At 41.0% G+C, this 13471-nt stretch carries 13 protein-coding genes and 1 other annotated feature; of the genes, 6 read left to right on the top strand and 7 right to left on the bottom strand.

Features of this window, described 5'->3' with window-relative positions:
• Positions 1 to 49 precede the first annotated feature (49 nt).
• From thrC to thrA, 3 genes are read right to left on the bottom strand one after another with little or no spacing between them, the layout of a single operon-like run.
• Entirely contained in the window at positions 50 to 1333 is a 1284-nt protein-coding gene (gene thrC / locus BCU57_RS11055; protein ID WP_102439213.1) for a threonine synthase, read from the bottom strand.
• Between the two features lie 32 nt (positions 1334 to 1365).
• Positions 1366 to 2322, bottom strand: a complete 957-nt coding sequence (gene thrB / locus BCU57_RS11060) for a homoserine kinase (RefSeq protein ID WP_102439214.1) — start codon at positions 2320 to 2322, stop codon at positions 1366 to 1368.
• Positions 2319 to 4787, bottom strand: a complete 2469-nt coding sequence (thrA, locus tag BCU57_RS11065) for a bifunctional aspartate kinase/homoserine dehydrogenase I (RefSeq protein WP_102439215.1) — start codon at positions 4785 to 4787, stop codon at positions 2319 to 2321. The genes thrB and thrA overlap by 4 nt, the downstream gene beginning before the upstream one ends.
• An 801-nt stretch (positions 4788 to 5588) precedes the next feature.
• Here thrA and BCU57_RS11070 point away from each other — a divergent pair.
• Positions 5589 to 6140, top strand: a complete 552-nt coding sequence (locus tag BCU57_RS11070; protein ID WP_102439216.1) for an FKBP-type peptidyl-prolyl cis-trans isomerase — start codon at positions 5589 to 5591, stop codon at positions 6138 to 6140.
• 289 nt (positions 6141 to 6429) lie between these two features.
• Positions 6430 to 6819, top strand: a complete 390-nt coding sequence (locus tag BCU57_RS11075) for a hypothetical protein (protein WP_102439217.1) — start codon at positions 6430 to 6432, stop codon at positions 6817 to 6819.
• A gap of 18 nt (positions 6820 to 6837) precedes the next feature.
• On the opposite strand, the gene trpR is transcribed toward BCU57_RS11075, so the two are convergent.
• Positions 6838 to 7116 (bottom strand): trp operon repressor, encoded by a 279-nt coding sequence (trpR, locus tag BCU57_RS11080; RefSeq protein WP_102439218.1) that lies wholly within the window; start codon positions 7114 to 7116, stop codon positions 6838 to 6840.
• Positions 7117 to 7320: 204 nt separating this feature from the next.
• On the opposite strand from trpR, the gene BCU57_RS11085 reads away from it, so the two are divergent.
• Positions 7321 to 7770, top strand: a complete 450-nt coding sequence (locus tag BCU57_RS11085) for a c-type cytochrome (protein ID WP_102439219.1) — start codon at positions 7321 to 7323, stop codon at positions 7768 to 7770.
• A gap of 114 nt (positions 7771 to 7884) precedes the next feature.
• On the opposite strand, the gene BCU57_RS11090 is transcribed toward BCU57_RS11085, so the two are convergent.
• Positions 7885 to 8565, bottom strand: a complete 681-nt coding sequence (locus BCU57_RS11090) for a cytochrome b/b6 domain-containing protein (RefSeq protein ID WP_102439220.1) — start codon at positions 8563 to 8565, stop codon at positions 7885 to 7887.
• Positions 8566 to 8861: 296 nt separating this feature from the next.
• Between BCU57_RS11090 and BCU57_RS11095 the strand changes: the two genes are divergently transcribed.
• The 3 genes from BCU57_RS11095 (at position 8862) to pheA (ending at position 11783) form a co-directional block, all read left to right on the top strand.
• Positions 8862 to 9002 carry a hypothetical protein gene (locus tag BCU57_RS11095; RefSeq protein ID WP_157936440.1) on the top strand — a complete coding sequence of 47 codons (141 nt, stop codon included), beginning with the start codon at positions 8862 to 8864 and terminating at the stop codon, positions 9000 to 9002.
• A gap of 162 nt (positions 9003 to 9164) precedes the next feature.
• Positions 9165 to 9518 (top strand): ribosome hibernation-promoting factor, HPF/YfiA family, encoded by a 354-nt coding sequence (gene hpf / locus BCU57_RS11100; RefSeq protein ID WP_102439283.1) that lies wholly within the window; start codon positions 9165 to 9167, stop codon positions 9516 to 9518.
• Between the two features lie 131 nt (positions 9519 to 9649).
• Positions 9650 to 9765 (top strand) — a sequence feature (Phe leader region).
• A 62-nt stretch (positions 9766 to 9827) separates the two neighbouring features.
• Positions 9828 to 11783, top strand: coding sequence for a prephenate dehydratase (pheA, locus tag BCU57_RS11105; protein WP_102439221.1), 1956 nt, complete (start codon positions 9828 to 9830; stop codon positions 11781 to 11783).
• A 100-nt stretch (positions 11784 to 11883) separates the two neighbouring features.
• On the opposite strand, the gene BCU57_RS11110 is transcribed toward pheA, so the two are convergent.
• Complete coding sequence (locus BCU57_RS11110) at positions 11884 to 12216, bottom strand: hypothetical protein (protein ID WP_102439222.1); 333 nt, start codon at positions 12214 to 12216, stop codon at positions 11884 to 11886.
• A gap of 108 nt (positions 12217 to 12324) precedes the next feature.
• A complete protein-coding gene (gene tyrA, locus BCU57_RS11115) occupies positions 12325 to 13464 on the bottom strand; it encodes a bifunctional chorismate mutase/prephenate dehydrogenase (protein ID WP_102439223.1) in 1140 nt (379 codons plus the stop codon).
• Between the last annotated feature and the right edge of the window lie 7 nt (positions 13465 to 13471).

The following is a 13471-nucleotide window of genomic DNA, read 5'->3' on the forward strand; positions in this document are numbered from 1 at the left end:
AACAAAAAAGCACCCTAAGGTGCTTTAGTAAGCTGATATTAAAGCTTTATTATTTAAGAATGTTAAATAAGTGCTCTTTCAGCTTGGTAAAATCAGCGCTCAGTTCTGCAGATAAAATCGGCTTATTCACTACAGCTTCAAGCTCTTGGGGTAATGGTAAATCGATTTGTAATTGCACATCGACCACATCTTTAAATTTCGCTGGATGCGCCGTTCCTAAGAAAATACCGGTTTCACCACTTTTAAGCTCATCAGATAAAGCTTGTGCGGCAATTGCGGCATGAGGCTCAGATTGATAACCCAGCTGATATAACTCTTTTAACGCCGCAGTTGTTTGCGCTTCATTAAGCGCCACCCCTGTAATAGACGATAACGGCCAATTTAACGCCTCACAAATGGCTTCGACTCTTGGCCAGTTTGATGGCTCGGACACATCCATCGCATTAGACATAGTCGCAACGGTAGTATTTGGCGCCCAATCACCTGCAGCAAGGTAACGTGGCACAGTATCGTTTGAGTTAGTCGCCGCAATAAAGCGCTTAATAGGTAAGCCCATCGCCTTGGCAAATAAACCTGCGGTTAAATTACCAAAGTTACCGCTAGGCACTGACAGCACAATCTCAGCATTGCTGGTTTGCTTCATTTGAGCTACCGCTTCAAAGTAGTAACAAATTTGCGCCAATAACCGACTAATATTGATTGAATTAGCCGAGTTTAAGTGCAGCCCATCACGAACATCACTATCATCAAATGCCTGCTTAACCAGTGTTTGGCAAGCATCAAAATCTGACGCAACAGCGACAGTATGAATATTCTTACCTAGAGTCGTGAACATCTTCTCTTGCAGCTCACTGATTTTTCCTTTGGGGTACATCACCATCACTTGTACAGATTCAAGCCCGAAGAAAGCATCAGCAACAGCGGCGCCGGTATCACCAGATGTCGCCGTCAAAATAGTGAGCTTTTCATCTCCTGCTAATAAATTAACGCATTGCGCCATAAAGCGCGCGCCAAAGTCTTTAAATGCCAATGTAGGCCCATGAAATAACTCTAAACACGCACGTTTATCATCAGCTTTCACTAAAGGCACATCAAAAGTGAATGCTGCATTAACTAACTCATTAACTTTATCTTGACCAATTTCATCAGCAAGCCAAGCCCCTAAAATACGCTGACTTCTTGCAACAAAAGGTAACGCGAGTAGCTCATCGATATTATCAAGCACAGGAATAGATTTTGGAAAAAAAAGCCCTCTATCTTTACCTAAACCTAATTTTACCGCTTCACTAAAACTGACCACTTGTGATGGGTGCTTTAAATTATATAATTCCATTTCTAAACGCCTTTAAAATTAAAATGTGGTGACTAAACTCGACGCGTACCTTGCTCATCAAGTTGACAGACATGGGCAAACCCACCAGCCTGTGATAAATAATGCTGCTCTAACCATGCTTTAGCAGCTTTAGCAGTTTCTAGATTATCGGTTACAGAAAACAGCGTTGGGCCACTTCCTGATATGCCGGTGGTTAACATGCCTAACGTTTCAAGTTCTGCGCGCGCATGGCTATAACCCGGAATCGCATCGGCTCGATAAGGCTCAGCCATCACATCCTTTAAAACGCTAATAGCAAGCTTTGGATCTTGCTGATAGCTTGCATGCACAAATGCACTTAAATGACGGCCAAAATCGATGGCTACCGCTTTATCGTATTGCTGTGGTAATAAGTCGCGCATCTTGGCCGTTGACAGTGAGATCCCCGGATAGGCCACCACCCAATACCATTGCTTAAACGTAGGAATACCAGCGCACACCTTATTGGGAGTATTTAGCATCAACTGCATGCCGCCTAAATAACAAGGGGCAACATTATCAAAATGAACACTGCCTGAAATCATTCCTTCAAACTCGCCCATTAAAAGCAATAATGCTTGTTCATCAAAAGGCTGCTCAAAATGCTCATTTAATGCATAAAGTGCTGCAACCACAGAGCTTGCACTAGAACCAAGCCCACTGCCAACTGGTAAATTTTTCTCTAAACAAATAGCCACACCTTGTTTAGCATTAAGTTTTTCAAGAAAAAACACAGCACATTGATAGACGATATTCTGTTTACCATCTTCTGGTAACTTATGCGCCCATGGACCCGTTTGAGAATAATGAACACCAGCATCAGCCGCTTCAATCATCACTCTGTCACCCAGTAAACTGCCATCAATTGGCGCAAGCGCAGCGCCGAGTAGATCAAATCCAACACCGACATTACCCATTGAAGCAGGAGCATAAACAGTTATCGCTTTATCCGAAGTGACTTGTTTGCTCATAGCCCCACCTCGCGAGTCCAGTTTAAAGTTCTTAATACATCCGCAAACGCGCCAGCTGCAGTCACATCAGTACCCGCACCATAACCGCGTAATACAAATGGAATAGGCTGATAATAACGGCTGTAAAATGCCAGTGCATTCTCGCCGCCTTTTACGCTGTATAACGGATCTGATGAATCAACCTCTACAATACGTACATGACACTTACCTGCTTCAATCTGACCCACATAACGCAGTACTTTACCTTGCGCTTTTGCCGATTCAACTCGCGCACTGACTTGCGCATCAAGTTGTGGTAAACGATTCATAAAGGTGTCTACATCGCCTGAATCATCAAACGAGCTTGGCAGAACTGATTCAACATTAATATCATCAAGTTCTAATGGCATGCCCACTTCACGAGCAAGAATTAGTACTTTTCGCGCCACATCCAAACCACTTAAATCTTCACGAGGATCCGGCTCTGTAAAACACTTATCACGAGCGATTGAGGTGGCCTCTGATAAGCTCATGCCTTCATCTAACATGCCGAATATATAAGATAATGAACCAGATAAGATCCCATTAAATCGCTGTAACTTATCACCGGCATATAGCAGTTTCTTTAAGTTATCAATCACTGGCAGGCCAGCACCTACGGTTGTTTCATACAAGAATTGTCTGCGCTGCAATAACGCCGTTGTGCGCAATTGTTGGTAGTAAGCATAATCACGAGTGTTGGCTTTCTTATTCGGGGTGACGACATGGTAGCCAGCATTCATCACATCAAGATAACGATCTGAAACCAACTCACTTGAAGTGCAATCAACTAAAACAGGGTTTAGCAGTTGCTGTTCTTTACCCCAGGCCAGCATCTCTGCGAGATCATAGCTTGTATCGCTATCAGCCAATAAAGCCTGCCAATTATTTAAATCTAGCCCAGCACTGCTCAGAAGCATTTTACGAGAATTGGCAATACCACATACTCGCATGGTTATATGCTGCTCTTTAAGCATCGAGGCTTGTTGTTTGATTTGCTCTAATAGCCCTGCCCCCACATTACCACTGCCTACTAAAAACACATCTAAATACTGCTGAACATCAAAGAAGGCTTGATGACAGGCGGCAATGGCATGCTTAGTTTTACGTTGCTCAATTACAGTAGAAATCGAACGTTCTGACGAGCCTTGGGCGATGGCGATAATATTAACGCTGGCTTTAGCCAGGGCGCTGAAAAACTTAGCAGCGGCGCCTTTATGGGTTTTCATGCCATCACCAATAAGCGACACAATTGCTAAATCTTGTCTTAATTCGATAGGCTCGAGTAACTCAGACTGGATTTCTAACTCAAATTCAACTTCTAATGCTTGTTTTGCTTTATAAGCTTCATTAGAGCTAACACAAAAGCTAATACTGTATTCAGACGAGCTTTGAGTGATTAATGAAACTGAAATACCACTGCGAGAAATCGCTTCAAGGGTACGACTGGCCATGCCCACCATGCCTTTCATGCCAGGACCTGAAATGTTAAACATGGTTTGTTCATCAAGGTTAGAAATGGCCTTGACCTGCAAGCCTGTTTTGTCAGGCTGATTAGACACTAATGTGCCAGGCGCTGATGGGTTAAAACTATTTTTGATATAGCAAGGAATGTGATACTGAGCAATCGGTGCAATGGTTTTAGGGTGCAACACCTTAGCACCAAAATAAGAAAGCTCCATAGCTTCTTGATAGCTAAGTTGTTCAAGTAATTTAGCGTCTAATACCACGCGTGGATCCGTGTTATAAACCCCATCGACATCAGTCCAAATTTCACAGCTTGAGGCATCAAGACAAGCTGCTAAAACCGCTGCAGAGTAATCTGAGCCATTTCGCCCTAAAGTCACTGTTTTACCTTGCTCATTAGCAGCAGTAAAACCTGGCATAATCCATACCCGTGCTTCATTTAATGAAAGCGCAGCAAAACGCGGTTTGCTTTCATTGATATCAACAATAGATTCAAGTGGCTTACCATGGGCTAAGAATAATTTTCTTGGGTCAAATTGCGCTGCGGTAAGTGATTTTGCTAGCATCACTTGTTCCATTAAGGCTGCCGATAAACGCTCGCCAGAGACGATAACCTGCGCTTGAACATGATCGGGGCATTCGTTAAGCAGCTTTATTCCAGTGACTTTGTCATTCCAGTCAGTTAATTGCAGCGCCAGCTTTTCATCCAGTAGCGCTTTTTGCTGCGGTGAAATTAACGCTTGTTCAGCGTCACTAAAAAGGCCACTAAAAACCGACTCAATATGGGCTAATACCGCTGCATAGTCTTGATTGGTTTGTGCGAGACTTACTAACTCTAACAAGGCATTGGTAACAGTTGCAGGCGCTGATAACACAGTCGCAATAGCCTCTTCAGCTGCAGCTTGTTCAATAATGTCTGCTGCCATCAAAAAACGTTGCCAATTGGCTAACGAGGTTCCACCAAACTTCATCACTTTCATATTCTTCTCCCTTAACTCGCTAGCACTAAATATTAATTTTAAATCTGAAAACAAAAAGCCCGCTTCTTTGTGGGAAGCGGGCTTGTCGTTATAAATCTTTAGGGTGTAATCAGCCCGCCCCCACAATGTTAATTGTGGTGGTTGTAATAATGGTAACTACAACATGGTTAACGGATTTCATCATTACACTCGATTTAATATGTGTTTGTTTTGAATTGATAACAGAATTGCTTTTTTTAAGGTAGGTTGTCAACCCCTAATTAGTGGTTTATTTTTAAGCACTCTATTGATAACAAGCTAAATCACTGCTGAAATCACAATAATCGCAGCTATCACACTAAAAAACGCCTCCAAAACAAGTTTTTAGTATGTTTACGTAAACGTAACCCAAAAAAAGATATACAAGAATAAATACTTACAAGTCAGAGACTTACTATTATTATGATTTTTATATGGTTATTCAAAAGCGCCAAAAGTCATCTTGCATTAAATTTCAGTGCCTAAGCACTAAAATTAGCATTTTCATAAACATGGCAGCGCAAATCACCATGAAAATGATTCATCTAATCTATTTAAAAACAGTGACCTGTGTACTGCGCGTAAATTTAGTCACAGCAACAATGGTAAAAACATCCATTGTCAAAGGATAAGTAACCGGATGCGCCACGATTTAAAGCAAATGTCAGCCAGCGAGATACTTGATTTAAAAACATGTGATTGAATAAGCAAAAGCTGATACAAATTATCGCGACTTTGTAAAAACAATAGTATTATGCCGCCACATTCAGAATTGGAGTCGTTATGAAAATCACAAAACATGCAGCAGTAACTATTCACTACAGTTTAACCGATCAAGAAGGTCGATTAATCGAAAGCTCATTTGAAGCTGAACCTATGGTTTATCTACACGGAACTGAAGGCTTAATTCCAGGCTTAGAAACTGAGCTAGAAGGTAAAGTTGTTGGTGACAAATTTGACGCGAATATTCCAACTGAACAAGCATATGGTGAATACCATGACGGCCTAAAACAAGAAGTCCCTCTTGAAGCATTCGGCGATATCGAAGACATCGTGCCAGGTATGCGTTTTATTGCTGAAACTGAAATGGGTCAACGCCCAGTTCAAGTTACTGAAGTAAAAGATACTGTAGTCGTTGTTGATGGCAACCACCCTTTAGCTGGTCAAGCATTAAACTTCAGCGTTGAAGTGATGGATGTACGTGAAGCAACTGCCGAAGAAATTGCCCATGGTCATATTCATGCTGCTGGTGGTTGTGGCAGCGAGCACGCCCATGAAGCTTGTGGTACTGACAAACCGGGTTGTGATGGCAATGGCGGTTGTGGCTGCCACTAAAGTCTAATAAACAATTTTTGTCCTAGACATTGATTCAATAACTTAGACTGGATTAACTCAGCCTAAAGTTTGAATTATTAAATACGTTAGCCTTTTTTAGGTTGACGTATTTTTTTTACGTTATTATTAATCATAGATAGATTGTCTGTGAAACTTAACCACAAGCATTACTGGGCACAGGTTTTGTTTCTTTCTCTGTGCTTTGGTAACTAGAAAGCAGCTGGGTTTGAAGGTTATAGAGTTAACCTTTGTTGCTGTTTGAAAATTAATTTAAAGCGAAGGAGTGCTTATGTTAATTAAACCGCTATACGAAATCTTACCTTACGCCTATATGATTGTCGGCGCAGCTAGCGTACCTTTCATTGAACAACCCTATATTGTCGTTGCTTCAATATTAGTCTTTTTTTACGGCGCTCATGTCTGGAACCTACGCTCTAGAAACCGCCGAACGGATAAGAAAAGAAAACGAGTCGAGGGTTACCTACCCGATTCAATATATGGCTTTATGCCATTCATTTACATTATTTCGGCCGTAATCACCTTTCGTTTTTTCCCTCAAGATTCAGCACAGTTACTGTCGATAGGGCTTTTTACATACGGAGGCTATATATTACTGCGCCGTATCAGCTATCGATGCCATAAGCATCCCTCAACGAACATTAAAGCTAAATTTAGATAGCTAGCGCGACATAAGTAACTAGTCCAGTATCAGCTGCTGGACTTTGTCTTTTTGCGCCTGAGGCATATTTTTTAAATAGTTTGAACAGCGAGTAATGGTCGCAATGCTCACTTGATATTCTGCAGATATTTGACGCTGACTTAGCTCACCTTGCAATAAAAGTTGAAAAACCTTTAACCTACCAGCAACTGCACTACGCTCTTCTTCTGTCATTAATAACTGAAATAAAATGCCTAATTCGTCAGAATTTGGATAGCTTAGTACCTTTTCTACAACTGAATCCCAATTAGCTCGCATAACGCTCTCTTTTAGTAATGCCTCGACAGTACAAAGTGTAGCAACAATTCAGCTTTTACAGAAATCATATATGCAAAATATGCCTGATAATTATTGTAAAAATCAAATTTACAATTAAACACAAAACTAGACTCGCACTTGGTTCAAATTTATGCTTAAAATGTGACAAACACCTATAAATCAATAAATAAAAAGAGATCTGTCATGAAAAATAAAATATTGGCCTTAGCTGTCAGCGCATTGCTTATTCCAACTGTCAACGCACATAACTTTGAAGATGCCAATGACGCTATCGATTATCGTAAAGCAGGTTTTAGTTTAATCCGCTACCAATTTGGCGATATGGCTGCAATGATGAAAGGCAAAAAAGAGTTTGAATTAACAGTATTTCAAACTCGCGCTGCTAATTTAGCGGCACTAGCTAAAATCCCTCATGAAGGTTTTATTGCAGGCTCTGATAACGGCGATACAGAAGCTTTAGCAAAGATCTGGTCAAATAAAGCAGACTTTGATACTAAGATGACCGAATTCCAAGAAAATGCGGTTAAGTTAGACTTGGCAGCCCAAACAGGTGATAAAAAGCAAATCAAGCAAGCATTTGGTAATACAGGCAAAAGCTGTAAAGGCTGCCATGACATGTACAAGAAAGACTAACCATAAAACATTGTTAAAAATTCAGCGCCTTAAATATGCTATTCATATTTTAGCTCGCTAATAAAAAGCCCACTGAAGTGGGCTTTTTTCTGACAGTCTCTTGAATTAATTCAATCACATAAACGCAATGATAGGTGCAATAAGCCATACCCAGACACCTGAACCAAGTATCATGACAATCCCAAAAGCAAGTAACGGTGATTTCATTTTAGGCTCAGCGCTCAGTAATTTATGTTCCTCATGGGTTAAGGTTTTTTTACCCGAAATCATCGCACCTACTAACTTGTGTCCTTTAATGGCATAAATCGTAATCGCGCAAAGATGCAATGCGATGCACCCAAGGATAAAATTGAAGTTCATTTTGTGTAACCATGTCATAAATGAAGCAGTATCAGAAGACACCATGGCGTAAAGCGGTCCTTCGGTAAAGATATCATCTGTAGCGAATAGGCCCGTTAGCAACTGCAATGTGAGCACAAATAGCATTAGCATCACCATATAACCACCCATAGGGTTATGGCCAACAACAGGCTCTTTTAACGGCTCACGTAAATAACCAATAACTTTTTTAGGTCCAGCGACAAAGTCTTTGAATTTTGCGGTATCACTACCTACAACCCCCCACAGTAACCTAAAGACAATCAGCACTAAAAAGCTATAAGCACAAACTTGGTGCCACTCCATCTCTCCTGCATCTGCTGTCCACCACAAACAAATCAGCAACGCCACCGTAAACCAGTGGAATAATCGAGTGGGTATATCCCATACCTTAATTTTTTTTTGTTCTATACTCATAGATGTGCCTTAAGCTTAGTTCTTTTAATATGCTTGATTATAAAGAGCAAATTCTTGCACTCATAGACCCTTAAGGTAAAGAAAAGTAATTAAGTATTACAGCGTTTCATCAAACAAGTGCAAACTCTAGCACTTGTGGAGCAATTAGCATCAACAGCTTACATGTTTCTGTATTATTGGATTAAAACACAAGACTTGGGTTTATTTAATCAGCTCTGAAAATAGGGCTTTGCCTATAAGTGCGGCCTTAAATCTGGATATGAGTGTCAAACTTAGAAAGATATTTGGAGCCAGTGATGACAAGCAGTATAAACGTTGGCAGCAAACATGGTTTCAATGACGTTGAACCGCTGCATAGAATGGAGTTGGTGAACAAAAATCGTTCAAAAATGGGAGGTAAGCTAGGTTGTTATCCATTCAAATATGCGCCTATTTAGATTGAGTTTCAAGACTTTTTAAGCGGTTTTTTAGCTAAATTGTCTAAGCGATCAAATATGAATCAAACAGTCTAAAAAGGCCTATAAAATGTGATTCAGATCACGATTTTTCTTTCAGAGCTTGGTAATCTGAACTTAAGCAAACAACAGAAGGTTCGAAATATGCTGAAAATCACTAGCAAGCAACTTGAAGTAACTGCACCGATTCTTGAACGTATCGAAGGACAAATTGAAAAACTCGCAAGACATGATCTACAACTCATTAACCCGCATGTAATTATCACTCAGGAAAAGCAGCTCTTTAAGATAGAAGCGTCAGTAGGCTTGCCAAGTGGAGAACTATTCGCCCAGGCGAAAAATGAAAACCTTTACGCAGCAATAACTGCAATGGGTAAAAAGCTGGAAAAACAGCTAAATCGCCTGACTCATAAACCCCAGGCTCAACGTCACGTTTCACCAACAACTGAAACCGATAATGATTTTGAGTATGTCTACAAGGAGGAAACCGCAGCTTGATGTTTTTTATTACTCTTAAACCAAAGCGCGCCCTCGGGTGCGCTTTTTTATGCAAACCATAAACAATGGGCAAACTTGATCATTATTTGATTGACACTGATAGCTTAGCGCTTTAATTTTACAGTATGAAAAATATCACTAGCCGCAATTTTATTTTCTTTTTTATTCAGCCCCCATATTGAGGCCGATTTTTTGTGTAAAAACGAAAATGAAATTTAGAGCCTCCCAACTGGGGGGCTTTTTATTATTAAATATTTAATGCTCGCTGTTCAACACCACGTCAGCTAAGCAGTCGTCATTGAGGCTATTATGAAAAAAGCGCCAGAATTGAGTCAGACCAGAGAACAAATTACCTCACTAGATAAGGACTTATTAGCCTTACTAGCCAAAAGGCGTGAATTAAGCCTTGATGTCGCCAGAAGTAAAGAAGTCGATGTTAGGCCCATCAGAGATACGCAGCGGGAAAAAGAATTATTAGAACGCTTAGTTCAACAAGGTAGAGAGCAAGGTTTAGATGCTCACTTTGTTATCTCACTTTATCAAAGCATTATTGAAGATTCAGTCTTGAATCAACAAGCCTTTTTACATGGCCGTGCTAACCCTGAAATCCAGCAACAACAATCGACCATCGCCTACCTAGGTGCTAGAGGCTCATACTCTTATCTCGCCGCCAGCCGTTTTTGTCAGCGCCGCCAAGTAGAAATGATTGATTTAGGCTGCCAAAGTTTTGATGAAATTATCAGTTCAGTTGAACTCGGCCATGCTGACTTAGGTTTTTTACCTATTGAAAATACCTCATCGGGTTCAATTAATGAAGTGTATGACGTGCTGCAACACACCTCTCTTTCAATTGTCGGAGAAACAACCATTGAAGTGGGCCATTGCTTACTCACCAAAAATAATGCTGAATTAGAACAAATCAAAACCGTATTTGCTCACCCACAGCCCATTAGCCAATGCAGTCAGTGGTTATCACAACATCCAAACTTAACGCTGGCCTATTGCTCAAGCAGTGCTGAAGCCATGCAGCAAGTCATTGACGCAGATGATGACAGTGTTGCCGCTATTGGCAGTGCTGAAGGCGGCGCCTTATATCAATTAAGTGCCACAGAAAAAGGGTTAGCCAACCAAAAAATTAATCAAAGCCGCTTTATTGTGGTTGCACGCAAAGCTGTAGCAGTGCCGTCACAACTGCCGGCAAAAACCACCTTGATTATGGCTACAGGACAAAAGCCCGGCGCGCTAGTTGAGGCGCTACTCGTATTAAAAGCCCATAACATTAATATGAGTAAGTTAGAGTCTCGCCCAATCCCTGGCACCCCGTGGGAAGAAATGTTCTACCTTGATGTTGATGAAAATCTTGCAAACCATGATATGCAGCAAGCCTTAAAAGAATTAGAAAGACTGACACGCTTTATAAAAGTGCTGGGCTGTTACCCTTGTGAAACCGTCAAACCAACTCAACTTAATAGTAGTCAGCTAGTGATTGAGCCAAATAGCTCTAAAGCCCCCAATAAAACTGCCAGTGACAATCTTGATGCCCCTAAGCATTCGAAGTTGTATCGACAAGAGCAGACCATTATTGAAACCAAACAGTGTGCCATTGGTGAAAAGGACTTAGTTGCGCTGCAACAAATGACCCTTACAGACACCGATGACTTATTTGCCGCTAAGGTGAAGCAGGTGAAAGAGTCTGGTTATCAAGGGGTATTGCTACAAGCTCCATCTACAGATAACTTATCGCCGTTAAACCTTAAAAACTATTGTCATATCGTTGAGCAAGCAGGCTTGTTCAGTGCCATTGAAGTTGACTCAGTAAGCAGCTTCGATATCGCAGTAAAGTCGGCCGATATGGTTTATCTTGCCGGTAAGGCGATGTTTGATAAAGAACTGTTAGATGCAGTTGGCGCTATCAGTAAACCGGTATTGCTTGAGCGCAATACTATGGCAAGTACCTCTGACTGGCTTACTGCTGCAGATAGAGTTTTAACCACGGGTAATCAACAACTGATCTTGGTTGAAGCAGGCATTAGAAGCTTTACTAATCCTGAGCAACTGTCATTGGATTTAGCCGGATTAATTGCAATAAAGCATCAATGCCACTTGCCAGTTATTGTTAATACCAGTTACGCGGTTAACAGCCCACTTTTACATCAGCAAGCCATAGCGGTTAAGCAACTACAGGCCAACGGGCTGATTCTGAATGAGCAACAACTGGCAGAGGCAGATGACCAACATCACTTGCTACACGAGCTTCATCAATAAAACCAGCAACCAACCGCATCATTTATCCAAACCATGCGGTTGCTTTTACCCCAATAAAAAACCGAACTTTAAGTTCGGTTTTTTATTGGTTAATCAACAATTAATACATGCTGACATTATCATTTAACCCAAGCCATCCTTTAAAAATACGATAACTAAACCAGCCTAAAGCTAATACAAATATCGGGACACTAAGCCATAATTGAGGAGTAAAATAGCCTAAGATCAATAATGGCATCAAACCTGTCATGCTATTACGTTGCCATCTTAAATGAGAGCCCAGCAAAGAGCTTGCTGGAATACGGTTTTGGGAAATATTAATTAATAAACTAAAAAACACTGGTAAAAAAAAGAGTGGAAAGGCGCTCATTAGTGCATATAAAAAATGCCCAAGCGATAAATCTTCTGCGGTGTAAACCTCAGTATTTGTCATTAGATTATCACTCCTATTAGTCCGAAAAAAAGAGCTACTTAAAAGCAGCTCCCTTTAACCTTAATCCCTGTTTGATGATTTCGCAATATTATTCAGCGTTAACTCGGCTTAATTGGTCTTCATATCATTGACAGACTGTAGCATAGCGCGGCTTTCTTGCTGAAATTGTGGCGCAAAATCCCCAAACCATTTTGCAACTTGCTCAAATTGAGACACGAATTCATCTCGATTGCCGGTCTTAAGTAGTTGAAGCGCTTGACCATAGTTATCGAGATAATCACTAATGGCGACTTGGCTACCTTCTTGGGCAAAAATAATATCAGCATACAGCTTTGGATCTTGAGCAAACAAACGCCCCACCATAGCCAACTCTAAACGATAAATAGGCGAACTAAATTGTAAAAGCGTCTCAATATCGGCCTGCTCTTTACATAAGTTCAAACCATAAACAAAAGTTGAAAAGTGACGCATGGCTTGCACTAGTTGCATGGCTTTATCATGCTTTTGTGCATCTTCGTTAACAATGCGTGCACCCCAAATAATAATTTGATCGAGCAACCATTGATAAGCTTGGGGTTCACGGCCATCACACACCACCACAACCTGTTTTGCTAAACTGCCCACATCAGGGCCAAACATTGGGTGTAAACCCACTACAGGGCCATTGTGAGCGGCAAGCATGGCATTTAAAGGCTCAGTTTTAATTGAGGTCAAATCAGCAAGAATACAATCATCAGCTAAATTGTTTAATTGATTGCTGATCACCTCGCAAGTGACATTAATTGGCACGGTAACGATCACCATGCCAGCGCCATCAAATAACTCGTCTGCGCGATGCCAGTCGTTTTTATCAAGGCTTTTTACAGTATAGCCAGACAGCGTCAGCATTTGACTAAATAAACCACCAAGTTGGCCTTCACCACCAACAATGACAATATGACCAAGATCCGTTTTTACTTGCTTAAATCCGACATCTTTTTCATTCAAATAGGACTCACGCATTAAACGACGTAAAATATCTTCAATAAGTTGCGGTGAAACATCCATCTCACTGGCTTCTTTACGGCGTTTCGCCAACATTGACGCTTCACGCTGCGGTGCGTAAATCGGCACCCCAGCAGCATGCTTAACCGCCCCGACTTGAGCAACAAGATCTAATCGCTTACGTAATAAATGCAGTAGTTGCTGATCAACGCCGTCAATGAGCTCACGCAAATTGTCTAAATCTAAAGTGGTTTTTTCATTCATCGCTTAA

Origin of the sequence: Shewanella sp. 10N.286.48.B5 (assembly GCF_002874355.2) — a bacterium.
GTDB lineage: Bacteria > Pseudomonadota > Gammaproteobacteria > Enterobacterales > Shewanellaceae > Shewanella.